This window comes from Paenibacillus tepidiphilus (genome assembly GCF_008635795.1).
GTDB classification, from domain to species: Bacteria; Bacillota; Bacilli; order Paenibacillales; family Paenibacillaceae; genus Paenibacillus_AQ; species Paenibacillus_AQ tepidiphilus.
Genome location: NZ_VWRQ01000003.1, coordinates 332,184 through 356,728, shown reverse-complemented (window position 1 = coordinate 356,728; position 24,545 = coordinate 332,184). Strand labels below are relative to the sequence as shown.

Here is a 24,545-nt window from a genome sequence, read left to right as displayed (position 1 = left end):
AACCATTCCGGTTAGTCTATATTGTGTATTATAGAGCAGGCCCCTATACTCAAAAATGGATTTAAGAGTACAGTTAGGGGTAAAAAGGTGAACTGAAAAAAGCGTTATCATTTTACTGGACGATCAGGAGGGCTGGACATCAAAACGACATTACGGGGAATCTTCGAGCCTCTGCGGGAGCGGATCACACGGCGTCTGGCGAACAAGCTGATCCTGCTCTTCACGACCATCATCATCCTGGTGGTGGCTTCGCTGACCTTCATTTCATACAGCATGCTGCGCAAGGAATCGGTGAATGCCAGCATTGCCAGCACAAGCAATAATCTGCTGCTCGTCGGCCGCAACCTGGAAAGCTATCTCGCCGGCATTGAGCAGCTGTCGCTGCCGCAAATCTCCTACGACGAAATTACCTACGCCATCATGCATGAATCGGAGAATTACGCCTCCAGAATGTATGTGGAGGATTATCTGCGCAACCTGTATTTCTCCAGGAACGATGATTTGGAGGCAGCCTATCTCTACATTATCAAAGAGCATAAATACTATGTGGTGACCAAGGAAAACTACAATATCACGGTACGGGTGGTCGAGCATCCTTCCATTGAACAGCTGTCCTGGTATCAGCGTGCGCTCCAGAGTCCCTTTAACCGGTCTTACCAATCCCTGCTCGGGGGTGCGGATGAACTGGAGGAAGGGGATTATACCACCCGGACGGACCGCAGCTTTATGGGGTATCACCGGCTGCTGCGCTCGATTGTCTCCCGGGAACCGCAGGCTGTACTGTCGCTTTATTTCAACGCTTCGCGCGCCGATGAGATTCTGAAGGATATTCCGCTTGAAGCAGGGGAGCATCTGATGGTTCTCGGTGCGGACAATGCGCCGTTCAGGGTGGATGACGAAGACTTTTATGAAGAAAGCCGGACGGCGGGGCTTCCGGAGCAGCTGACGCCGGGCAAGGACGGCCGGGTTACCTGGTCAAGCAGGGAAGAGAAGTATCTTGTCAGTTACAATATCGGGGAGAAGGAAGGCTGGAAGCTCGTCAAGCCCATTCCTTACAAGGAAATCTATGCGGCGGCCACGACGACCCGTCAGCTGAGCCTTATCATTGGGGTGTTGTTTCTAATTGTATCGGTGGTCCTGGTGAGCATTATCTCCAATAAAATCACGAACCCGCTGAAGAATCTGTCTCTGCAGATGAAGCGCTTCAGCACGGGCAGCTTCGATGCCGAGACCACGGTGGAAGGTAATGATGAAATTGCTTATCTCTCCCGCCACTTCAACAAGATGGTCGGGCGGACCAACGAGCTGATCAACGAACGCTATAAGATGAAAATTGTCGAAAAAAACGCCGTGCTCAAGGCGCTGGAAGCGGAGATCAACCCGCATTTTCTATACAATGCGCTGCAGGCGATCTCCACCAAGGCGCTGAAGAACAAGAACGACGATATCGTCGAGATGGTCGATAATCTGGCGCTGACCTTAAGGTACTGCATCAGCGGCCGCGATGTGGTTCAGGCCCGGGAGGAGCTGCGGCATATCGAGCGTTATCTGGCCCTGCAGAAGGCCCGGTTCGGCGCAAGGATGCAGGTGTTCACCGATTGGGATGAGGAGCTGCTTACCTTGAAGATCCCGAAGCTGTCCCTGCAGACGCTGGTGGAGAATTGCATCAAGCATGGACTGGAGAAGGTATCGACGACAGTTACGATCCGCATTGAAGCCAAGGTATCGGATACGCACAGTATAATCGCCGTCCATGACGACGGACCGGGGATTACCGAGCAGCGGCTGGAGGAGGTTCTGGATCTGCTGGAGCAGGAATGGGATCATCCGGGCGGATTGCCGGAAGACGGCGGGAATGAGAGCATCGGCCTGAAGAACCTGCAGATGCGCTTGAAGCTGCTTTATGGGGAGGAAGCGGGACTGGTCATCGGCAGCGATGATCAAGGTACCGTTATGGAAATGCATTTACCGCAGGGAGGCTTGGGACAACATGGTGAAAGTGCTGATTATTGACGACGAAGAACCGCTGCGCGAGGCCATTCATATTCTGGGGGACTGGGAGGGTCTCGGTGTGACCGAGGTGCTGGAGGCGACGGACGGCCAGTCCGGTCTATCCATGCTGCGCGAGCACAGCATCGACATTGCGCTGGTGGATATGAAAATGCCGGAGCTCAGCGGCTTGCAGCTGCTGCAGACCGTCCAGCAGGAGTTCCCCGAGCTGCTGCTGATAGTTATTAGCGGCTATGACGACTTCCAATATACCCAGCAGGCGATCCGCTCCAAAGCGGTCGATTACCTGCTGAAGCCGGTCAACCGCGCCGACCTGAACGGCGCGCTGCGCAAGGCGGTGGACATGCTGGAATCAAAGCGTCAGCGCGAAAATGAGTTCATCAACCGCAATATTACGCTGAATATGTCATTGCCGAAGCTCAAGGAGAAGCTGTACCTGTCCATCCTGGAACGCAGCTTCAAGAGCCATTCCAATGAAGCGTCGCTGCCCCTGATCGGGGCGGGTGTTCCCGGCAATGTGTTCGCCGCCGGCATTCTGCGGCTGCTGAATCTGGAGCAGGTGCGCAGCGCCCGGTTTCACGGAGACCGCGAGCTGATGCGCTTTGCGGTGACCAATGTGCTGAACGAGAACAGCGTTCAGGGCTTTGAGGCGTTCAGCTTCGCCGATCCCAAGGAAGAACGGGAGGTGGTAGCGGTCTTTACACTCAAGGGAAGCTACAGCGACGAGGCCGCCTTCCATTCCATGCATCATCTCCGCAAAGCGGTGTCCATGCTGAAGGAGCTGTTCGGCATCGTCTGTGTAGGCGGACTCGGCCAGCCCTGCCGCGAGGTCCCGGACCTCGCCCGGTCCTATGAGGAGGCCAGATCGGCGCTGGACCGCATTGATCTTCTCCAGTTGAAGCCGAATACTGTAGCTGCCATTCATGATGCCAGGTCCGCCCTGCCCGAGCGGCCTTCGCTGACCGGCAGGCTGCCGCTCCTCCGCAACTTCCTGGAGAGCGGCAACGCCTTGCAGGCCCGGAGCGTGCTGAAGGAATCCGTGCAGGCCTGGCAGAACACCGGCTATTTCACTCTGGGCGACGCCGACCGGATGATTCGGGAGTTTATCTTTCTGCTGAACGATATTGCGCAGGAGCTGGGGGCGGCGCCGGAAGCGCTGCGGGACGGCAAGCACAAGGAATTGCGCAGCCTTGGACTCAGCGGGGATTACACCTCTTTCACCGAATTTGAAGCTGTGCTCGGACACATCCTGAGCATCTATGCTGCCGAGATCAGCCGAACGCTCGGCGGAGACCGGGGCAGCGTGCTGGAAAATATTAAAGCATACATTGATAACCATTATTTCGAGAATATTAAAATATCGATGTTCACGGATAAATATTTCCTGAGCAGAGAATACTTGATGAAGCTGTTCAAGGGTCAATACGGCTATGGTATTCATGAGTATGTGCAGAAGGTGAGAATGGACAAGGCCAAGGAGCTGCTGTCCGATCCCGTCCTGAAGATCCAGGATATTTCCGAGATGCTGGGCTACCGCGACAAGAACTATTTCAGCAAGGCGTTCCGGAATTACTATGACTGTTCGCCTTCTGAATTCCGGATGCTGCCGCCGGAGGTCAAAAAGTGAAACGGTTACATTAGCTCACTTTTTTACCCTTATCTCTTCACTTATGTACATTCTTATCCTTTTTCTTTTTATTTAGAATAACACCAAGACCACAAGATGCTATTGAAGAAGAGGGGGCAACATTCACGATGAGGAAACAAGTGATGGCATTATCCGCAAGTCTGCTGCTCGCCGGCGGACTGCTGGCCGGCTGCGGAGGCAACAATAACGCCGCAGATAACAATGCGGGAAATACAGCTGCACCCGGCAACGCGGCTACAGACAGCTCCAAACCGGTCACGATCAATATGTTCACCGCATCTCCCGAATATACCGACGCCTTCAACGCCTACATCGCTGAATACAAGAAGGTTAAACCGAACGTAACCATTAATCTTGAAATTATGCAGGCCGACTACAACACCGTCCTGAAATCGCGGATTGCCGCAGGCAGCACGCCGGACGTGTTCCAGACCACGGCGGGCGGCGACATTGACACCTTCGCCGAATACAGCGCCGATCTGACCGATCAGCCGCTGGCAGCGGCTATGACCGATGCGGTCCGCGCCAACATGAGTTCTACGGACGGCAAAGTGCTGGGCCTCCCGGTCAAGGGTAATCTGTTCGCTCTGATGTACAACAAGAAGCTGCTCTCGGATGCAGGCATCACCGAAGCGCCGAAGACGATCGCCGAGCTGGATGACGCCATTACCAAGCTGGAAGCCAAGGGCATTACGCCGTTCGCCAATGCCTACAAGGAATGGTGGGTCTGGAAGCATATCTTCCAGCACTATGTAGATGCAGCTGCACTTGATGCCGGTACCGACGCCAAGACGCTCGTAGCCGACTTTATCGCCGGCAAGACGACCATCAAAGAGCATCCGGCGCTGTACGACAACTTCTTCAACTTCATCGACACCACCGTCAAGCATGGTACAGACAAGCCGCTGGAGCGTGACAGCAACGCCCAGGTCAGCGACTTTGCCCTCGGCAAAGCAGCCTTCATGACCGGTAAAGGCGCGTGGGACGAGGAAGCGATCAAGAAGATTACGCCGGACTTCGACCTTGGCATCTCCGGGTATCCTGTCAGCGACAAGGCTGAACAGTCGCAGATCATTACCGGTGCCGACCAGGCACTGCGCATCAACAAGGATTCCAAAGTGGTGAATGAGACGATTGAATTCTTCAACTGGCTCTATACCTCCGATTACGGCAAGAACTGGTTCTCCGCAGTGGCCAAGGTGATTCCGCCGATCAAGGACGCTCCGATGCCGGACCTGCAAATGCCGAAGGAAATGGAAGAGATTCTGGCAAATGAGCCGTCGGGCGATCTGTCCGTCAACTACTCGCTGGATACCTTCCACCAGAAATTCGGTGAGCTGATGCAGGCCTATATCGGCGGCAGCAAATCGAAGGATCAGGCGATTGAGGAAATTCAGCAGGCCTGGATTCAATTCGGGTCCGCGCAATAACAGTCAGTCTGAATTAAGGGGGACGGCCTTCCAGGTAAGTATTTTACCGGCGGGCCGTCCCTTTCGCTTATAGAGACAAACCCCTATAATCGGGAGTAGGAGAACCCATCATATGGCAGGAGGCTAACAAGTGAGCATGCAATCCAAGGTTATCGACATTCAGGAGAACGGGCTTTATCTTACCATCGAGGTTACTGAGGAGCAGGATGTGCGGCTGCTGCATTTCGGCGCGGCACCGCTTGAGGAAGGTGCTGTAGCGGAGAAGAACAAGCCGGGCTTCCGGCTGCTGGAGCTGCAGCTGACCGGCGAGGACCGGGCGGAATATCACGGGCGCACGCATCGCGCCTCGTATCCGGGCCTGCGTATGGTCTACAGCGGGCACAGCGATACCGTGAACAGGCTTGGGCGCAAGTTGGAGCTGACGTTAACCGATCCGGTAACGGGCATGCAGGCCGTACAGCACTATCAGTTCTACAGCGGCGTACAGATTGCACGGTGCTGGACGGTGCTCGTCAATGAAGGTGCGGAAGAGGTGGCGGTAGAGTACATCTCCTCGTTTGCCCTGACAGGAATCGACAAAGAAGGCGCGGGAGAACGCAATGATAAAATCGAGGTATCCCTCGCCCACAGCGGCTGGCAAAGCGAGCTGCAGTGGCAGACCTACAGCCTGCCGGAGCTGGGCATGTCCCATCTGGCCGACAGGGGCTCGAAGCGGATTGCCGCCAGCAACACCGGCTCCTGGTCGGCGGCGGAGCTGCTGCCGATGGCGGTGCTGTATAACAAGGCGGGCGGCAACAGCCTGTTCTGGCAGATCGAGCATAACGGCTCCTGGCACTGGGAACTGACCGACCAGTACGATCAGTTGACCCTGCTGGCCGGCGGGCCGACCGAGCATGACAACCACTGGTGGAAGCGGCTCGCTCCGGGTGAAGCGTTCACCTCGGTTCCTGTAGCCGTTGGCGCAGCAGCAGGAGGCTTCCAGGCCGCTGCGGAGCAACTGACCCGTTACCGGCGGCTGATCCGCCGGCCGAACGAAGACAACGAGCTGCTGCGCATCATCTTCAACGATTATATGAACTGCCTCTGGGGCAGCCCGACGACAGAGAAGCTGCTGCCGCTGATTGATGCCGCTGCCGATGTCGGCTGCGAGTATTTCTGCATCGACGCCGGATGGTATGCACCGGGCGAATGGTGGGATGGCGTGGGCGAGTGGCTGCCTTCCAGCGAGCGGTTCCCGGAAGGCATCAAATACGTGCTGGATTACATCCGCAGTAAGGGAATGATTCCGGGACTGTGGCTGGAGCTGGAGGTCATGGGGATCAACAGCCCGAAGCTGGCCGAGACGGACGACAGCTGGTTCTTCATGCGCCACGGCAAGCGGATCAAGGACCGCAGCCGCTATCAGCTCGATTACCGCAGCCCCAAGGTTATCGCCCATGCGGACGGCGTGATCAAACGACTGGTCGAGGAATACGGCGTCGGCTACATCAAGATGGACTATAACATCAATGCCGGGATCGGCACGGAGACGGCTGCCGACAGCTTCGGGGACGGCCTGCTGCAGCATAACCGGGCATATCTGGCCTGGCTGGACAGCATCTTCGCCCGTTATCCGCAGCTCGTCATCGAGAACTGCTCCAGCGGCGGCATGCGCATGGATTACGCCATGCTGAGCCGCCACAGCATCCAGTCGACGAGCGACCAGGAGGATTATGTGCAGTATGCGGCTATCGCAGCGGGCGCTCCGGCTGTCTTAACGCCGGAGCAGGCGGCGGTCTGGTCGTATCCGCTGCGGGAGGGCGACGACGAAGAGGTCATCTTCAATATGGTCAACGCGCTGCTGCTGCGCGTCCATCAGAGCGGTCACCTGGCCGAGCTTACGCCGCCCCGCCGGGCGCTGGTCAAGGAAGCGCTGGATTACTATAAAACCATCCGCGCCGACATTCCGCAGGCGGTGCCGTTCTGGCCGCTGGGCCTGCCGGATGCCGGCAGCGAATGGGTCAGCCTGGGACTGCAAGCCGGCGATACCCGCTATGTAGCTGTATGGCGGACGGCGGGGGACGGGGCAGAGGTCAGCCTGCCGATCAGCGGACTGGCCGGTACAGGTCCGGACATTATCTGCGCTTATCCGCAGGACCATCATTCAACGTGGAGCTGGGATAACGCGGAAGGTGCGCTCACAGTAGCGCTTCCGCCGGGAAGAACGGCTAGGCTGTTTGAGATACGTGCATAGCTAACCTTAGAGATGCCCTTTGTGAGCGGAGGAAAGCCGCGTGCGCAAAGGGCATGTTCTTATGTTAGGTGAAGTTATAGAACCGGAGAATCTCTCAAATTGAATATTCTAAAATAAAAACTTGTCAATCTCAAAGAAAATTGGATAAAATAGAGATTAAGCTTTGTTTTTGTCGAAAAGGCTCTAAAAAACGCCGAGTAATTTGTCGATAAATATCAAAAGATGTAGAAATAAATTTGACAGGAAAGAAATAGCACACTACAATTGTCAAAGAGGAATAATCATTTCTACTATTTAGAAGCTTAGATAGCTTTTAACATCAATGATTAGATAAAGTGTGACTTAAAGGAGGAAACATTGTAATGAAAGCAACAGGTATTGTGAGAAAAGTAGATGAACTGGGACGTATTGTAATTCCGATTGAGCTGCGCAGAACAATGGGCATCGACATTAAAGATCCGCTTGAAATTTTTGTCGACGGCGAAAAGATCATTCTGCGGAAATATGAGCCAACCTGTATCTTCTCCGGAAGCGCAGAAAATCTGATCAACTTCAAAGGCAAGATGGTCAGCAAGGATGTTCTGGACGAGCTGATCGCCAGCTTTGACCGGGTCTAAACTCATATTAAGCACTTCTTATACTTAACCAAGCCGGGGCCGGATTCCGGGCACTTTACAGTGCCTGAGATCCGGCTCTTTTTTAAGCGGCGGCTACGGCGTGGACAATCCTCCCGGCCTCCTATATGATGGGGGAGGTAAGCAAACCTGAAGTTCAAGCGGAAGGGAATGGATCACTTCATGACGAATGAAGCATTGGAGCCGGCCGCACACGGCCATGCACGGCTCAAGAAACCGGAAGCCATCGTCTTTGATATGGATGGAACCTTGTTCCAGACGGAAAGCCTGCTGCTTCCCGCCTATCACAGGATGTTCGACATTCTGCGGGAAGAAGGGCTGTACAGCGGACCGACGCCACCTGAGGAGTTAATCTTGAGCAGTTTGGGTCAGCTGCTGGCGCAAATCTGGAAGAATGTAATGCCGGAGGCCGATGAGGCGGTGCACCGCCGGGCCGACGATCTGCTGCTGCAGCTGGAGATCGAAGGCTTGGAGGCGGGAGGCACCCTGCTCTATCCGCAGGTGCCGGAGACGCTGGCTGCGCTGCAGGCCAGAGGCGTGCGGCTGTTCGTGGCCAGCAACGGGCTGCAGGATTATATCCACAGCATCATTGTGGTGCATAAGCTTGGGGATTTGTTCGAGGGTCTGTACAGTGCAGGCGGGCAGGGAACGGCCACCAAGACGGAGCTGCTGCGGATTCTGCTGGACACTCATGGCGTGGACAGTGCCTGGATGGTCGGGGACCGTTCCTCCGATGTCGAGGCCGGCAAGGGGAACGGGCAGACCGTCATCGGCTGCGCCTATGCCGGATTCGGCAAAGAAGAGGAGCTGAAGGGCTCGGACCGCATCATTACCTCATTCGATGAACTGATTGCGCTGTACGACAATGCGGAGTAACGCCGCAGGCGCTTATTCCCCCCGGGCGGCAATCCGCCGCCCATTACAAGCAAAGACGTCCGCAGCACCCTGATTGAGAGGGGTGTGCGGACGTCTTTTTTGACGGAGACTATCGGGACCTTGGTGGAATTACTCCGTGTGAAGAAGGGCGGCTGCTGGATTGGGTATGCCTGGTCATTCATGGTTAAAGAGAAACTTGGCACTTTACATCCTGAAATTTGAGCGTATAATACAGCGTTGTGCCGGAAATGTAAGGACCGCCCGGACACCTTATCGTTCATGCGGTGCGCTGCCCGGGCACATATGAAATACAATGAGAACCTTTCTGAAATACATGAATAGGTTGATCGGAGATGGTCATGGCTGCTGTCCATATCGGATTCATTATTTTAGCGAAAGCATTGTCCGCCGTTACCGTAAGATAGTTGAAAACCAAGTAAAGCCGAAGAATCAAGCAAGGAGATGGGTCACAGGTATGAACAAGTCATACGATCTCAGAAATAAGCCTATTCTATTATTCACGTTCCTGCTGCTGCTCAAGAGTGCGGTCGCCTGGTACGTCGTTTTTGACGACGGGCCGAACTGGAGCATGCTGGTTACGGAAATCCCCTTTTTCATCATTGTGTTCAGTCTGATAGAATGGTTCGCCGCCAAGCGGAAAATTCTCTATTATATGATTGCGAATCTGCTGATTACGCTGATTTATTTTGCCGTCCTGATGTATTACAAATACTACGGTGTCATCGCGACCTACCACGCCCTGCAGCAGGCCGACAAGGTGACCAAGGTCGGGGAGAGCACGTATTCGCTGATTGCGCCTTACTATCTGTTTATTTTTGTGGATATTGTCTTCTTCCTGTTCCTGATGTTCCGTCCGAAGTATGTCAAGCGGATGAAGGAACGGGGCGGCAGTCGGATGAGCCGGAAGGTGCTGCTGACCTCGACCGTCCTGTCGCTGGCTCTGTGCGTCTTCAGCGTCTGGCCGAACCACGCCAGCATGAACGAAATCAAGAAGGCCGAAAGCATGGGCATACTCAATTATGAGCTGTATACGCTGCTTGCAGATTCGACCGAGGACGATAATATCATTGCTGCCAGGGAGATCTCGCAGCAGGCCGTCGATCAGCTGAAGGGCGTGGTGACACCGGCTGCTCCGAAATATTTCGGCACCGACAAGGGCAAGAACCTGATCGTCGTACAGATGGAGTCCTTCCAGAACTTCCTGATCGGCCTGAAGATTGACGGCCAGGAGATTACGCCGAACATCAATAAGCTGGTGAAAGAGAATACCTACTTCAACAATTTCTATACCAACGCCGGACAGGGGACGACCTCGGATGCTGAATTTGTGGTGAACACATCGTTCTATGTGCCAAAGAATGAACCGGCCACGTCTTCCGACTATATGAATAAAGCCGTACCTAGCCTGCCGCGGCTAATGAGCAACAACGGGTATTATACAGCTACTTTTCATACCAACAGCGTAGAGTTCTGGAATCGTACGGCGCTGTACAAAGCCATCGGCTTCGACACTTACTACGACCAGGCCTTCTACGGCGACGACGACCATATCGCTTTCGGGTCCTCCGATGAGGTGCTGTTCAAGAAGACGGTGCCGGAGCTCGCACGCCTGGATAGCCGGCCGCAGCCGTTCTACGCCATGGTGATTTCAATGAGCGCGCATCATCCGTTCCACCTCCCGGAAGCGAAGCACAAGATCCAGCTGCCGGAGGAATACGATGATACCCTGCTCGGCAATTACCTGTATGCCCAGAATTATGCCGACTATGCCATGGGGCAGTTCCTGGATCAGCTGAAGGCCAGCGGGCTGTGGGATGACAGCGTAGTTGTATTCTATGGCGATCATCAGGGCGTACCGATGTACACGCTGGACAGCGCCGAGAAGGAGCTGATGGCATCGCTCGTCGGCCATGAATATGGTTATACCGACATGTTCAATATTCCCTTTATCGTACACTCCCCGAGCGGCCGGCTGCCTGCGGTCATGAGCGGAACGGGCGGACAGATCGATATTCTGCCGACGGTCGCCAATCTGCTGGGTGTGTCAACAGAGAACCAGCTGCATTTCGGCCAGGACCTGTTTAACCAGGAGAGCAATCTGATTCCGCTGCGGCACTTCCTGCCGACCGGCTCCTTCATCAACGACAGCAGCATTTACGTGACCGGCAAGGATTATGCCGACGGCATTAATTACAGCCTGAGCGACAACGGCAAGCTTGCGGACGGCTCCACTGAAGCGCAGTTCGATGCTGCGCAGCGGCTGCTTGCTCTGTCGCACAGCTATTTGCTGCAGCTGCCGGACCAGGAATAGTGCAGGGAGCTGCGATGAACTGAACCTGGCCGGGATGAACCCAATCTGCTCCACTACTCCTCATTATACGAAGACCTGTTAGCGCAGTATTAAACAAGGAGCCGAATGTTGTATAATAGATGGACATTGAGGATAGGGAGGGAATTACCATGTCAGGCATTAAAATCGCTAAAGCAAACGGTACCCTGCTAGTGGAATGGCAATTGTTGCGCATTGCCATTCCTTTGACGGAGATTACGGAAGTCGCCCCCAATGAAACCTACAGGGGAAGCGGAAGAACGGCTGTACGCATCGGGCTGCCTGCCGGTACAACGGACAGAGTCGCCATCCGCACCCGCACCAAGGACTATATTATCTATACTTCAGATGGACGTGCCGTCAGTGAGCAGATTAACGGTTATATGCTCCGGCACCAATAGAACGTTCCTGCAAATAGGCTGCCCCGCGCACCGTACTCCCTGGGAGATATGGTGCACGGGGCAGTTTGTTTACGTGGAGGCTGGCAGGCGGAGAGGTTGCGGGAGGGGCAGGAAGGTGGGGAAGGGGCAGTAGGTGCAGAAGTTGCGGGAGTTGCGGAAGGTGCAGAAGGAGCAGAAGGTGGGAAGTAGCAGAAGTTGCAGAAGTCGCAGATGTCGTCAAAAGCCGCTGGAGCTATTCTGCATGTAGTACCTGCCGGCAGCGGACTCAGATGCCGCCGAGAATAGGCCCGCGGATCGCTGCCGCGCGCTAAGGCTCAAAGTTACTCTTGAGCCTTAGCCTGCGGCAGCTTCACCCATACCTCAAGACGGCCCTGGGTGACCGCTGCACCTGTGCTGCCGCCCATTTGCTCAGCCAGCAGCTTCACAATATGCAGGCCCAGCCCGGAGAAGCGGGCGCTTCTGGCCTCATCGGCGGTGTAGAACCGCTCGAACAGGCGTTCCGGCTGCGGGGCAGCCCCCGGCGCCAGAGGATTGCGGAAGGACAGCAGCGCCTGTCCTTCAACCTCCACAGCGACCTTGACCTTCACATCCCCTGCGGAATGAGCGAGGGCATTGGCGATCAGATTACGGATGATCCGCGCCGTCATTTCAGGATCGGCCTGCACATTGACCGGCGACGGGGCATGCAGGGTGAGCGCTAACCCCTGCGCCTCGAACGCCTCCACTGCGTCAGCCAGGCATTCGGTCACCAGCGAAGACAAGGAGAACCGTACCGGTGCCCCCTGAGGCCCGGCGGTCAATAGATAGGAGTATTCGAACAGCTGCTCAATCAGCCGCCCGAGATGCCCTGCGTGATTCTGGGCAATCCGCAGCTTCTCCAGCTGACCCGGAGTGAGCCCGCCCCGCTCCACCAGCTGCTGGTAGCCCTTGATTGCTGTGAGCGGCGTGCGCAGATCATGGGAGATGTTCGAGATCATCTCCCTGAACCGTTTCTCGCCGCGCAGCGCATCAATGCGCAGCTTCTCCTCCGCCTGCAGGCAGCGGTTCATATAGCCGGCCAAGGCGCTCAGATCCCTGTCGATCAGCTCGAGGCTAAGCGGCTCGCGCGAATGCTCGCGGAGCCGCTTGTCCAGCTGCCGGTTCAGGCTGCGCAGCTGCAGCTTCAATCCAATAATGTAGGTGCCCCCAAGAAGAATACACAGGAGCAGCAGCACAACTGCAACCGCCATAGCAGCCTCACCGGCCTTTCGTCATTTGATTTCTGCTTTACGGAAGATCAGCCACGCCACTCCGGCCATTGCCGCCGTGTAGATCAGACTAACGGCAATGCCTTCCAGAAGATCGCCAGGGGCAGTCTCAAGTGTACTGAAAATATACTTTCCTCCATAAGGTGTACGGGCAAATATCCGGCCGAAGCCGGAATCGGCGCTGCTGAACGCCAGCAGCTGTCCGGTCATGGCATTAAAAGCGTTATATAAAGCAACAACGAAAACAGGGCGCTTGAGCAGCAGAGCCAGCGGCAGGCATATGCTCAGCTGGGCTATATAGACGAGTGCCAGCGTCAGCGATACTGCGAGCAGCTTACCGAGTCCGGCCCCTGTCAACTCATTACCGGAGGTCAGCAGATGGAGAAAGCCGATGCTCGCAGAGCCCATGCCGAACTCCCCGCCAAACGCCAGGAGGGTACTAACGATAACCGCATACGGGAGAAGAGTGAGGAGAATGGCGCAGCTGTACACAGCCATTTTGCCGCCGATAATTGCCCTGCGGCTTGCACCTGCAGCGACTGCGTGGTGTAGCGTCTTATTGTCGTAATCCCCGCAGATCAGGATCGAGGCAGTTATCGCTCCCAGAATGCTGATGATATTGATATCGGAGAACAGGAAGCCGACTCCCGACAGGCGATCATCCAGTTGTCCTTGCGGAATAAGGTAAGCCAGAGTAGCCATCACGGCGGTGCTGAGGCAAGCCACGAGGAGAATCCATTTCAGGGCAGCCGATTTCCGCAATTTAAAGACATCGGCACGTATCAGATTAAACATGGTCCCGCCCCCCGATCACCGCGATAAAATAATCCTCCAGCGTATCGCCGCCCCTGGTCAATTCGGTCGCCATAATCCCGTGTTCATGCAGCAGCCTGACCACCCTGTCTTGCTGGTCGAGGTAATCGTACAGGTACACAGTCTGATCGGGCATGACCCGGAAGTTCGAGGTCTTCAGCTCCGTTTCCAGCATACTGGCCAGCCGCGCCGGATCGCCCGAGCCAATGCGCAGATGCTGCCGGGTGTTCGTCTCGAGCTGCTGATGCGTCAGCGTCTGCTTCAGCTCCCCTTTATGGATTATCAGATAATCCGTGGCCGTCTGGTAGAGCTCGGGCAGATTATGGCTGGAGATTAGTATCGACATTTGCCGCTCCTCGCACAGGCCCTTCAGCAGATTGCGGATGTCGACAATGCCCAGCGGGTCGAGTCCGTTCACCGGCTCGTCCAGAATGAGCAGCTCGGGCGAAGCCAGCAGCGCGATGGCAATGCCCAGACGCTGCTTCATGCCCAGCGAGAAATGCTTTGCTTTTTTGCGGCCTGTATCGCTCAGACCGGTCAGCTCCAGCAGCTCATCCTCCTTGGCCTGCTCGGGAATGCCCCGCATGATCCGGTGGAGACGGAGATTCTCTTTGGCTGTCATATATGGCACGATGGCCGGATGCTCAATGAGGCTGCCGAGGCGTTTGCGTTCCCGCTGCAGCGCCTGGCTGCCGCTATGGCCGAACAGCTCCAGACTGCCGCTTGTCGGCTGGGCCAGGCCGGCGATCAGGCGCATCAGGGTTGTTTTGCCGGCCCCGTTCTGGCCGATCAGGCCGTAAATCCGGCCTGCGCTCAGGCTGACCGACACATCCCGTAAGGCGGCGGTGCCCTGGTAGATTTTTGTCAAATTCGCGGTTGTCAGAACTACACTGCTCATATCCATCACCTATCCTTTCCTGATCCACTGTAAGGCGCAAAGGTTTAGAAAAGGTTAAGGCGTTATTCTTTATACAGCCGGTATCCCAAACCCCATACCGTTTCAATGTATTCGCTGTCCGGGCTGGCCTTCTTCAGCTTGCTGCGGAGATTGCTCATATGTGTCTTGATCGCGTTGTCGCCGCCGTCCTCTGCTTCGGGCCACAAGCGTTCATACAGATTCGCTTTCGTAAACACCTTGCCGCGGTGCTTCAGCAGCAGCTCCAGAATTCCGTATTCCTTCGCCGTCAGCTCCAAAGGTTCGCCCCCGAGCGTCACCAGCTTCAGGCCGTCGTCCAGCTTCATGCTCTTGTATGTATAGATTTGAGCCGCTTCCGGTGAACGGCCCGCACGGCGCAGCAGACTCTCTACTCTGGCGAGCACCTCGCCCAGATCAAACGGCTTGGTCAGATAATCGTCTGCTCCCAGGCGCAGCATCTTGATTTTGCTGTCTACCTGATCCTTGGCGGAAATGACCATCACCGGCGCTTCCGAGAAACGGCGCATTTCCTGCAGCAGCTCGTCGCCGCTCAGAAAAGGCAGCATCAGATCGAGCACCACCAGGCTGAATTCCCGGCGCTGCAGCTCAGCAATCCCGTCCGCTCCCGTATAAACCGACCGTACCCCGTACCCGGCATCCGCCAGCATTTCGGCCAGCATATGATTGATATCCTTGCTGTCTTCGATAATGAGGATCATCTCTGTGATCTGGCCCCCTTGATGAATTGTTAGTAACAGTATAGCTGATGGCAGGGCGGAAAGAGGAAGCTTTTCCAAAACATACTGGGGTTCATGGAGAAAAACTGGCCGGGTTGCTCACAAAAACCAAACTTATTCCGACATATATAGTATCCAGTAAAAAAATGGAACTTGTGGAAGGGGTACCACATCAATGAATGCAATTCGCATAGTCACAAGAGCTGTGCTGCACACAGGACTGATTATTTTATACATTTGTCTTTCGTTTACTTCCTGGGCATTCGGTTGGAGGGGGGCGCCGTTATGTGGAGAAAGCTTGTTGTAACGTCAATGAGGGTACTTTTGATTGTTGCATATCACTTACTGGCAGCCGGCCTGTTGAACATTCGGATCGAACATTTTACTCGCCATGCTGCCGGCCTGTTAATGAGTTATTTGCTGCCGCTCACATTGCTCGCGTTGACTGCCCATCTATATTTCATTCATTCCTCACGTAAAAGAAAAGCAGCCTGGCTCGTCGGCAGCACTGTTCCAAGTACGATCCTGCTTTACCGCATCACTGGCGGTTATGACTCATTGGAAGAACAGGCTCTCTTCATCTTTGACAGGTACAGTATTGAAATGGGAATTTGGTTCCCGTTCATGTATCTTGTGATCCAATTCGTGCTCCTTCTGGCCTGGTTGGCAGAATGGAGATCGCAGAGGGACGGGACTAGCTATAATTAGCTTGGCACCATTGGATGGACAACATTACTGAAACCGTGGAAGTTACATAAAGGAGCACAACATGATCATTAGCATACTGTTCATTCTCTTCAGCGCTGGCATTGGAGTAGCGGCATGGAATTTGGTTGTGGGTATTGCTTTCTCAGCGGGTGGGGGCAGCTTGTATATAACTGCGAGCTATGATTCTTTAGCCGTGAACATCGTCCTTTTAGTATTGTGTATGATCGCCTATTTCTTTTTGGCATGGCATTTAATTGAACAAAAGCTGGAGCCTTTGCTGCTGATCTGCGGGTTTACCACACTACTTTTCTTTTTTCTCACCTATTGGTTTATGTAAGGAAAGGCGGGGGGACGGACGATGATACGGATAAGGTCAGCAGTTCCAGCTATCCTTTATGTGTTACTAATTGTTGGATTACATCTAGTGTTAATCGAATACCTTGGTATAAGAATAGAAGGCTCGGCGACAGAATTAAGAAAAGAAATAGGTAAGGTGTACTTTTTGCCGCTGCTCTTGTGTATTATTAATTCTTTCATGCTTACAAAGATCAGGAGGATGAAGTACCGTGTCACCTGGTTTCTGGTAACGGTGATCCCAAGTTATTTACTATTGTTATTTCTCAAAGCAATTCAAGATGTTGAAGATAATGATTATGGGGTGGTGGTTCCCATTGAATTTTTTCCATAATATTATGCGGAAATGCTCATTCTGCTTCCCTGGAGCATATTAATCATTCAGTTTATTTTGGCGGTCTATCTTCTCATCACCATAAGAATAGATGCTAAGCGTTCGAAAATTGATACGGAAGCATAGAGGGGGATTTACACAGCAAACAGCCCGTTCCCGTAATAGACAGGGAACGGGCTAAACGCTTTTCCGCCCGGTCCGGGCGCGGCGCGCATACTACTCCTCCGTCGTCTTCGCCCCGGCGGGCACGCTCTTGTTCTTGTGGACCCACATCGCGTACTCGAGGGGGCGGACCAGCGCCTTGCGGTAGGTGGCGCTGTCGCCGATGCGGGCGAACACCTCGCGGGCCGGCTTCGGGTTGACCTCCAAGACATAGATGCGCCCTTCGCGGTCGATGGCGAGGTCGAGCGCCAGCTCGCAGAGCGCGCCGAAGCTGTCTTCGAGATAAGCGGCAGCCTCAAGGCCCAGCTTCTCGGCGGTCTTCATTACTTTGTCCACGCGCTCTTCACTGCCAAGCCACTCCTTCAGCAGCTTCTCCGCGCGGACCGCGTGGCCGCCGCCGTGCAGGTTGGAGGTGACGCTGCGCGCCGCGCCTACCCGGCCGGCCATGCCCGTCAGCTCCCAGATGCCCTGGCCGTTCTTCTGCACGAGCATGCGGTAGTCATGCACCCGCCCGCCCGGCAGGCGGAGGGGAATACCCTGCTGTACGATGAACCGCCCGCCCGCGCACCACTGGCGCACAATGGACTCAAGGCGCGCCAGCGACACCTTGCGCGGCGCAATGATCTGACGGCTCTGGCGGCGGCCCTGGATGTCGTACATGCCTTTCTGATCCCGCAGCCGCTCGATCCGCAGGATGCCGCGCCCGCCGGTGCCGTTGATCGGCTTGACGTAGACCAGCGGAGCAAACTTCAGCATGCGCACCAGATCGGCGGAGGACTGGTACAGCAGCGTTTCCGGCAGATGCTGGCGGAAGCGGCTTTTCTGGGCGAAGGTCTGGTGAACCGTATGTTTATTGCGCAGGGGGCGGTTGAGAAAGGTCAGGTGATTGTATTTGGCACGGAACTGCAGCAGCTGCTGGAAGCGGTGGCTGCGCTGAATCCGGCAGCGGTCGTAGATCATGCCCGGAAAAGCCCGCCATTTACGCGACCATTTGCCGCTGGCAGGATCATAAACAAGCGCGTGGATCAGCTCCTTGCTGCTGTGCACATCCATCGGCGTAAACACAAAGACATCCAGGCCGATTCGGCTGCCCTCTATAATCATCCGCCGGTATACGTTCTTCTCCTCCAGCTGTTTGGCATCGTTCAGATATAAAGTCAGGATGCCTAAGACCGGTTCTGCCACAGCGGATCACCTCCTTGCATCAGGATGTCCGCTTTGCCCTCCTGAGGGATGGAGCGCAGCAGCAGGGTAGGCTTGCCGGTCTTGCCGGTCAGCAGATCGACTGCGGCGAGCCCGCTGTTGAAGCACATTCTCAGGCTGGCCGCGTTGTCGCAGGCCACCTGGCATTCCAGGCGGCCCAGACGCTGCAGCTGGGCGCTCAGCAGAGCCGTGCCGGTCCGCCGGTTCCGGTACAGGGGATGGACGGCGACAAGGCAGGCTTCCTTGCCGTAGCCGGAGACGAAGCTGACGCCAGCCAGCTGGCGGCCGTTCTGGCCGCGCACGGTGGCGACCAGCAGGGAGACGCCGGGCAGACCGAGCTGCTCCGGCGTCAGGCGGGCCAGCACCCTGCATCCGCGCAGCGTCAGCCGCTGCTCCCCGTTTTGCTTCAGGAATTCCAGCAGGCCGGACAGCTTCAGCTTCCACCGCTCCGGGCTGGAGTCATAGACCGAGGAGATCTGCATGGTGTGTCACTTCCTTTAAAGAATAATTTTTATGGCTTGCTCTGCCGCGCCAGATGCTGGCTGTACTGAAAAATCCGCTCCAGCGACAGCTTGCGGATGGCCGGCTCGTCGAACTTCATCGGCCGTGAGTTGGCCTCGAAGAACCAGAGTCCGCCTGCTTCATCAACGCCGAGATCCATCGACATTTCACCGAGCGTCGTTTCTGAAGCCCGCTCGATCTGGCGGGCGAGCAGCAGCGCGGTGGCCGGAACGCTTTTGAGAATGGCTGCCGCCTGTTCCGTGCCGAAATGCTCGCTGAGCATTGTCGCCGGCTCCTCGACGCTCCCGCCGCGCGGCACATGGGTGGTGATGCTGCGGGACCCGGCGAGCCGGGCCCCGATTCCGGTCACGCCCCAGGCACCGCGGCCGTTCTTTTGCAGCAGCACCCGCAGGTCAAACGGGCGGCCGTGAAAGGTCGCCAGTCCGATAGCCTGCTGTACGATATAGCGCGTAAGCCCTTTTTCCCTGCTAATCCGGGCCCAGAGGCGTTCCACCGAAGCGGCTTTGTACGTCGTGTTTTTTTTGTCGCTTTGAATTTGCAGCCGGTAGGGAAGACTCGTGTCTTCCCGGTACTTCAGACGCATGATGCCTTTGCCCGCTTTTCCGCTCTCCGGCTTCAGGTACAGGCTGTCGTGGTTCCTTAGCATGGCGCTCAGTGTGGCGGCGCTGCGCAGGCGTCTGGTCTTGGGCACATGCTTGGCGGTAGCGCGTGATTCCTTCAGCCATTCGAACAGATTCCATTTATTAAAAAAGTTCGGATTATACAAATGAATGTGCTCATGTTCCAGACATTCGGCGATTTTGCGGGCGACCGGCGCCTTCTCCTCCTCGTTGCGGTTGGGTATCCGGTTGTAGATCACCTGCGGCAGCGGAACGGAGATGCTGTACCACAGCTTGCCGCTGGCCGAGGGCACGTAGCCGCTCACTGTCCGCTCATCCAGCTTCAGATCGCGGACGGTAACGACATAGACCAGATGGCCGAGCTCTCTGCCCCGGTTAATAATATCGCGGAAATTGTTGCGGTTTCCTTTGAACTGCTTGACACGGTCGCTCGTGGTCAGGATGGCGACGACGGGCTTGTTGAGATCACGGGTGCTCACAGGTCATCCCTCCGGCGGAACTTGCTGAGATATAAACAGTGCTCCAGGATATGCTCGACGGAGGCCTTTCCTTCGCTGCGCAGAGAGGGATGACGGAAGATCGAGCGTCCGGGCTTGGCGTTGGCCTCGAACATCCAGATGTTCTCATCCTGGTCAATGCCTAGATCAAAGCCGATTTCGCCCAGCAGATGACGGTGCTGGATCTCCAGTGATTCCGCCAGGCGGATCGCCGTCGTCTTCGCCCGCTGCAGCACCTCATCCGCCCTCGTATTGAACACCCGGCCGAGCGCCTGCTGCGGAGTCAGAAGGGCGCCGCCGTTCTTGAGGTGCGTGGTGACGCTGCCCCGGCCCGCTTTCTTGGCCCCGATACCCACGACGACCCACTGGTTGCTGCCGTTCTTATGCATATGGAAGCGGAAGTCGATGGGGCAGCCGTCGATCTCGATCAGCCGGATGCCCTGCTGCACGACATAGCTCTGCAGACCTTGCCCATGGCGGGCGCGCAGCATTCTCATCAGACTGTCGAAGCTGGCGAAGCGCAGCAGCACATTCTTGCCGCTCCGGCGGTAGCGGGCGAAGTAGCCCTTCTTGGGAAGATAGGTCAGCCGGTAAATTCCAAGTCCCAGACTGCCGGCAGAAGGTTTGTAATATACAAAATGATGACGGTCGAGCATTTCCCGCATCTTCTCGGCGCTAGGATTGGCATGCGTCTCCGGCACAAATTTATTGGCTGCGCCGTCGTTCTCCAGCAGACGGTAAATGTCGGATTTGTTGAAGAAGCTCCAGTTAAAGTATGGAATCCGCTTGCGCATGAACCGTTCACGGAGCTGGTTAATGTAGGGCGAGGTTTCCGCCTTCCGGCTCGGCAGGCGGTTATAGACGACATCGGGCAGGGGGACGATTTTGCGTTCGAATTTGCCGCTGGAGGTCAGAAAATAGCCGTTCACCCGTTCCTGCTGCCAATCAATATCACGCGGCATAAAAGCAAAGATATAGCAGCGGTTCGCGCCTTCGCGCAGCAGCTGCTTAATGAAGCCTGTGCGCGAGCCGAAGGGCTGGGCGGCAGAGGCCGGTCCATCGGAGAGCACGCCGACCAGCGGACCCAGCTGCACTTCGTCATTTTGCAGATTGCGCAGATAAATGCCGCCGGACTTGGGAACCTTGATCGCGCTTTTGACCCCCGATGCCAGGAACAAGTGCTTGCCGGCACGCTTGATCGGCTTGATTGCCGCCGGAATCGCGTCTTTGCCGAGCCGCAGACGGATATTTTTTTTGCCGGAAAGCTTCAGGCTCTTCATTAGTTCACCTGAGACGTAAACGACCCGTTGGGGTTGCTTGGTGAAATGCACGTTGCAAAAAGTGAGACCCATTGTTGAATCCTCCTTAGGAACCGTTGATTTCGTCTTCCGTCATTAATGGAGCTGACCGCGCGGTGCGATTGCAGCCCGCCCCCCGCGTCAGCAGCAGATGGCGTGCATACCGCAGCGGGTTCTCCGCGGCCAGTCTGGCCGCGCGGCGGTCGCCGCTTAAGCAGAACACGGTGCGCCCCGGCTTGGAATTGGCTTCGAGCAGATAGATCCGGCCGGTCCTGTCGATTCCGAAATCGAGGCCAAGCTCTCCGAGTCTGCCGCAGGCTGCCTCCAGCAGAGGAGGCAGCAGGACCGCCGCCGTGGTAAGCTCGCGGAGCAGAGCTTCACCGGAAGTGCCATACTCTCCAAGCAGATAGGACTGTGCCTGAACTGCGGTTCCTCCGCCGTGAAGATTGGAGGTCAATGCCCCGCGTCCGCCCAGACGAACGGCCATGCCGGTTAACGCCCAGACGCCCCGGCCGTTCTTCTGCATCAGCACGCGGACATCGAACGGATGTCCCTGGCTGTCGGTCAGGTGCAGATAAGGCTGTATGATATAGCGGCGCCGGCCGATAAATTGCTGGATCCACCTCAGGCTATCGTTCATGGAATTGAAGGTATGGTGAAAGACCTGATTGGCTCCGTCCCGCCCGCGAATAACGATTGTGCCGGCTTCCCGGTCTGTGCTGCGGCGGACATGGACTGAGCGTTTGCCGTGCAGACCTGCCGCCGGCTTGAGGAACAATCCCTCCGTGCGCTGCTCCAGGCGCTCCCGGAGGTCTTCGGGACCGGCATACAGCCGGGTCTCCGGCAGCAGCAGGGCCGCCTTCCGGCTGCGGCGCAGAATCCGGTGCACGCTCCATTTGTCGGGGAGTCCGCGCGACCAGGGGATGGAGCGCGGCAGTGCGGCCACTGCCGCCGCAGCGGCCCGTTTCTCCTGCGGGGCAGAATTTAGACAGCGGTTATACAGAATGTCCGGCGAAGCTGCTACGGTCTGCTCCCACTGTCCGCCGCTGTAGGTATAACCGGAGATGGTATCGCCTCCCCCGGCCACCCCTTCGGGATGGAAGACGAGTGCCCGCAGCCCATACAGCGGGGCGGCGGTGCAGAGCTGGCTGTAAAAGTCCGGTTCGGAGATCGGCGGGTAGCCGTTTCTGCGGCCGGTCATAATGCCGAGGAAGCCAAGTGCTGTCTGTGTCATCATGTCCTCCTCATAACCCGGCCAGATATCGGCAATAGAGAATCATTTGCTTGACGGATGGCCTGATTTTGGTTTCATTCAGCGGCGTATTGTCATTCTTCGACGGCTTGGAGTTCACCTCAAGGAGCCAAATCCGCCCCGACTGGTCCAGGGCTAGATCAATGCCGAGCTCACCGAAATGGGCGGGAATATACGTCTCCACGCCTCTGGCGATTGCCAGAGCGGCCCGGGGAAGCTGGATCTGGACGCTCTCCTTTATGCCGGCGGGGAGATTACTCTTGCCGACCGCCTCCCGTACAGGACTGAGGCTGCCGCCCCGCGCCAGATTCGACACAAAATGGTTGTTGCCTGCGGTGCGGGCAACGATGGAGGTGACGGCCCATTTGCCGGTGCCGTTCTTCTGCACCAGTGCGCGGAAATCGACCGGACGCCGGCCGATCTCCATCAAGGTCAGTCCTTGCTGGATCTGAAAGCGCGTAGTTTTCATCTTGGGCGCGATGGACTGAAACAGCTTCGTCAGGCTCGGATAAGTCTGTCTGCGGGTGCCCAGCGGTGTGGTGGAGAGCAGCCGGTATCCCCCGCTTTCGTCTCTGGAAATACGTAATATTCCTTTGCCCAGGCTGCCGCGCACAGGCTTGAGAAATACGCTCGAGTAGCTGTTGCACATCTTCTTGAGAATGGCGAAGCCTTGCAGGGCATGCGATTCCGGCAAATACCGCTGCAGTGCGGGATCATGCGCCAGCGCTTCGAACACCTCCGTTTTGTCCAGGAACTTTTCATTGAAAAAATGCGTTCCATAGCGGGATTTTACATCCGCCAGAAAATGCTGTACGCTAGGTTTGTTCTCTACCTTTCGCGTGGTAAGCCGATTGTTGATCACATCGGCTACGGGAAGACTCAGCTTCCGCCAGCCCTCGTCGTATACCCAGCCCTGGATGGAGGTGCTGCGCGTTTCCAGCACATCCGGGGTAAAGAAATATACATAGGCACCCTGTGCATGGCAGGCATTGGTCAATTCGCGGCAGAACATGGTAATGGGTCCGAACAGCCGGTCGGGGTTATCGGGATGATCGCGGCTGACCATGACGCCAATCAGCGGCCCCAGCCGCAGCGTTCGGCTGCCGGGGCTGTAGGAGACATTCAGGTTCAGCTTGCTTTTCCAGCCCAGCCGCCGTCCGAGCCCCTCGTTGACACGCAGGCTTTCGGCTTTTGGTACGGGAATGACCGTCACCTCCTGCCGGAATGAACCGAAGGCAAGCTGGATATTTCCTTGTGCCGGTATTTTGAGCCGTTTCATGGTTTTGTCGCCAAGCATTACAGCGTTTTCCTGCAGGATGCCCGAGTGGACCGTTTGGACCGGGATCTTGAACTTAGACATCGTGGATCTCCTTCCGGTAGGCAGCATGATGCCGGCAAAATGATAGCTAAGGGTTACATATCATTCATCATATGGAGACATTCGACCCTTGGTGATTGACCCATTTCACGAAAAGCCGTGCCGGGCGCCTGCATCCGCGCCCCGCTCCGCCTGCGGCATCCGCAACCGGGATAGGCGCCTATATGCCGCCGGACACGCTTGGGCGGCAGACCTGACAAACCCGCAGGCGGATAGGCCGCCAGCCGGTGCAACACCGGCCGCCGGGCTTTGGGGCCCGGCCTTGGGTGGAGACAACTTCATTTAGCGGGCAGATGCGGCGCCGAGGGTTGCGTTGTGGAATTGCCAGGGTGGAAATCTCCGGATGCGGGTAATGTTGTTGGATACCGGGAGTGTCCACCCGACCAAGTGGATGTCAATAAAACTAAGCGGATGTTCACAAAACTTAGCGGGTGCTTTCGAAGCGAGTTTTGTACGAAGCCAAATCAGGGAAGCAGATGCTCACAAAACTGGGCGGATGCATTCGATGCAAGTTTTGTACGAAGCTAAATCAGGGAAGCCGATGCTCACAAAACTTTTAGGAGGAATCACAATGAACGTAATCGATAAAGCGCATGAACTGGCGAGGGCCATCAAAGAAAGCAGCGAATTCGTGGATGTATCGAGCGCTATGCGGGTCATTGAAGGCGATCCGGACAGCAAGGCGATGCTGGATAATTTCCGCGCGAAGCAGGTTGAGCTGCAGCAGCGGATGATGAGCGGCGAAATGCCGCCGCAGGAGGACATGGAGCAGATGGAGAAGCTGTTCGAGGTGCTGAACCTGAACCTGGCCATCCGCCGCTTGTTCGAAGCGGAACGCCGCCTCAGCGTCGTGATCGAGGACGTCAACAAGATCATTACCGACAGCTTGGCGCAAATGTACAGCGGCCACTAATAACGGAC

At 56.1% G+C, this 24,545-nt stretch carries 23 protein-coding genes; 12 read left to right on the top strand and 11 right to left on the bottom strand.

Annotated elements, in window-relative coordinates; translation table 11 throughout:
• Positions 1–107 precede the first annotated feature (107 nt).
• Positions 108–314, bottom strand: a complete 207-nt coding sequence (locus F1379_RS30235) for a hypothetical protein (RefSeq protein WP_239004569.1) — start codon at positions 312–314, stop codon at positions 108–110.
• On the opposite strand from F1379_RS30235, the gene F1379_RS05630 reads away from it, so the two are divergent.
• The 8 genes from F1379_RS05630 (at position 292) to F1379_RS05595 (ending at position 11,583) form a co-directional block, all read left to right on the top strand.
• Positions 292–2,013: a sensor histidine kinase gene (locus F1379_RS05630; protein ID WP_239004568.1), complete on the top strand. Its 1,722-nt coding sequence runs from the start codon at positions 292–294 to the stop codon at positions 2,011–2,013. The two genes, F1379_RS30235 and F1379_RS05630, sit on opposite strands and share 23 nt — an antisense overlap.
• Positions 1,991–3,637, top strand: coding sequence for a response regulator (locus F1379_RS05625; RefSeq protein ID WP_150267258.1), 1,647 nt, complete (start codon positions 1,991–1,993; stop codon positions 3,635–3,637). The genes F1379_RS05630 and F1379_RS05625 overlap by 23 nt, the downstream gene beginning before the upstream one ends.
• A gap of 128 nt (positions 3,638–3,765) precedes the next feature.
• Positions 3,766–5,088 carry an extracellular solute-binding protein gene (locus tag F1379_RS05620; RefSeq protein WP_150267256.1) on the top strand — a complete coding sequence of 441 codons (1,323 nt, stop codon included), beginning with the start codon at positions 3,766–3,768 and terminating at the stop codon, positions 5,086–5,088.
• 136 nt (positions 5,089–5,224) lie between these two features.
• Positions 5,225–7,321: a glycoside hydrolase family 36 protein gene (locus tag F1379_RS05615; RefSeq protein WP_150267401.1), complete on the top strand. Its 2,097-nt coding sequence runs from the start codon at positions 5,225–5,227 to the stop codon at positions 7,319–7,321.
• 362 nt (positions 7,322–7,683) lie between these two features.
• Positions 7,684–7,938, top strand: a complete 255-nt coding sequence (locus tag F1379_RS05610) for an AbrB/MazE/SpoVT family DNA-binding domain-containing protein (RefSeq protein ID WP_020428768.1) — start codon at positions 7,684–7,686, stop codon at positions 7,936–7,938.
• 180 nt (positions 7,939–8,118) lie between these two features.
• Positions 8,119–8,832, top strand: a complete 714-nt coding sequence (locus F1379_RS05605; protein WP_150267254.1) for an HAD family hydrolase — start codon at positions 8,119–8,121, stop codon at positions 8,830–8,832.
• Between the two features lie 475 nt (positions 8,833–9,307).
• Positions 9,308–11,164, top strand: coding sequence for an LTA synthase family protein (locus tag F1379_RS05600; protein ID WP_150267252.1), 1,857 nt, complete (start codon positions 9,308–9,310; stop codon positions 11,162–11,164).
• Positions 11,165–11,313: 149 nt separating this feature from the next.
• Positions 11,314–11,583 carry a SunI/YnzG family protein gene (locus F1379_RS05595; protein ID WP_150267250.1) on the top strand — a complete coding sequence of 90 codons (270 nt, stop codon included), beginning with the start codon at positions 11,314–11,316 and terminating at the stop codon, positions 11,581–11,583.
• A 320-nt stretch (positions 11,584–11,903) separates the two neighbouring features.
• Here F1379_RS05595 and F1379_RS05590 read toward each other — a convergent pair whose 3' ends face one another.
• From F1379_RS05590 to F1379_RS05575, 4 genes are all read right to left on the bottom strand, one after another.
• Positions 11,904–12,812 carry a sensor histidine kinase gene (locus F1379_RS05590; RefSeq protein WP_150267248.1) on the bottom strand — a complete coding sequence of 303 codons (909 nt, stop codon included), beginning with the start codon at positions 12,810–12,812 and terminating at the stop codon, positions 11,904–11,906.
• A gap of 21 nt (positions 12,813–12,833) precedes the next feature.
• Positions 12,834–13,625: an ABC transporter permease gene (locus F1379_RS05585; RefSeq protein ID WP_150267246.1), complete on the bottom strand. Its 792-nt coding sequence runs from the start codon at positions 13,623–13,625 to the stop codon at positions 12,834–12,836.
• On the bottom strand, positions 13,618–14,541 hold the full coding sequence (locus F1379_RS05580; protein WP_150267244.1) for an ABC transporter ATP-binding protein: 924 nt from the start codon (positions 14,539–14,541) through the stop codon (positions 13,618–13,620). Before F1379_RS05580 ends, F1379_RS05585 begins: the two co-directional genes overlap by 8 nt.
• Before the next feature lie 62 nt (positions 14,542–14,603).
• On the bottom strand, positions 14,604–15,278 hold the full coding sequence (locus tag F1379_RS05575) for a response regulator transcription factor (protein ID WP_150267242.1): 675 nt from the start codon (positions 15,276–15,278) through the stop codon (positions 14,604–14,606).
• 303 nt (positions 15,279–15,581) lie between these two features.
• Here F1379_RS05575 and F1379_RS05570 point away from each other — a divergent pair, with 303 nt between their 5' ends.
• From F1379_RS05570 to F1379_RS05560, 3 genes are all read left to right on the top strand, one after another.
• On the top strand, positions 15,582–16,004 hold the full coding sequence (locus F1379_RS05570; protein WP_150267240.1) for a hypothetical protein: 423 nt from the start codon (positions 15,582–15,584) through the stop codon (positions 16,002–16,004).
• Between the two features lie 61 nt (positions 16,005–16,065).
• The gene (locus F1379_RS05565; protein ID WP_150267238.1) at positions 16,066–16,341 is read left to right on the top strand and encodes a hypothetical protein; all 276 of its coding nucleotides are present in this window, start codon (positions 16,066–16,068) and stop codon (positions 16,339–16,341) included.
• A 21-nt stretch (positions 16,342–16,362) separates the two neighbouring features.
• Entirely contained in the window at positions 16,363–16,692 is a 330-nt protein-coding gene (locus F1379_RS05560; protein WP_150267236.1) for a hypothetical protein, read from the top strand.
• Positions 16,693–16,908: 216 nt separating this feature from the next.
• Here F1379_RS05560 and F1379_RS05555 read toward each other — a convergent pair whose 3' ends face one another.
• From F1379_RS05555 to F1379_RS05530, 6 genes are read right to left on the bottom strand one after another with little or no spacing between them, the layout of a single operon-like run.
• Entirely contained in the window at positions 16,909–18,039 is a 1,131-nt protein-coding gene (locus F1379_RS05555) for a YheC/YheD family endospore coat-associated protein (protein WP_150267234.1), read from the bottom strand.
• Positions 18,021–18,539 (bottom strand): GNAT family N-acetyltransferase, encoded by a 519-nt coding sequence (locus F1379_RS05550; protein WP_150267232.1) that lies wholly within the window; start codon positions 18,537–18,539, stop codon positions 18,021–18,023. Before F1379_RS05550 ends, F1379_RS05555 begins: the two co-directional genes overlap by 19 nt.
• A gap of 29 nt (positions 18,540–18,568) precedes the next feature.
• Positions 18,569–19,678 (bottom strand): YheC/YheD family endospore coat-associated protein, encoded by a 1,110-nt coding sequence (locus F1379_RS05545; protein WP_150267230.1) that lies wholly within the window; start codon positions 19,676–19,678, stop codon positions 18,569–18,571.
• Entirely contained in the window at positions 19,675–21,048 is a 1,374-nt protein-coding gene (locus F1379_RS05540) for a YheC/YheD family endospore coat-associated protein (protein WP_150267228.1), read from the bottom strand. Before F1379_RS05540 ends, F1379_RS05545 begins: the two co-directional genes overlap by 4 nt.
• Before the next feature lie 13 nt (positions 21,049–21,061).
• Positions 21,062–22,228 carry a YheC/YheD family endospore coat-associated protein gene (locus F1379_RS05535; protein WP_162551084.1) on the bottom strand — a complete coding sequence of 389 codons (1,167 nt, stop codon included), beginning with the start codon at positions 22,226–22,228 and terminating at the stop codon, positions 21,062–21,064.
• A gap of 10 nt (positions 22,229–22,238) precedes the next feature.
• Complete coding sequence (locus F1379_RS05530; RefSeq protein ID WP_150267224.1) at positions 22,239–23,606, bottom strand: YheC/YheD family endospore coat-associated protein; 1,368 nt, start codon at positions 23,604–23,606, stop codon at positions 22,239–22,241.
• 589 nt (positions 23,607–24,195) lie between these two features.
• Between F1379_RS05530 and F1379_RS05525 the strand changes: the two genes are divergently transcribed.
• A complete protein-coding gene (locus tag F1379_RS05525; protein ID WP_150267223.1) occupies positions 24,196–24,537 on the top strand; it encodes a YlbF/YmcA family competence regulator in 342 nt (113 codons plus the stop codon).
• Positions 24,538–24,545: the final 8 nt, after the last annotated feature.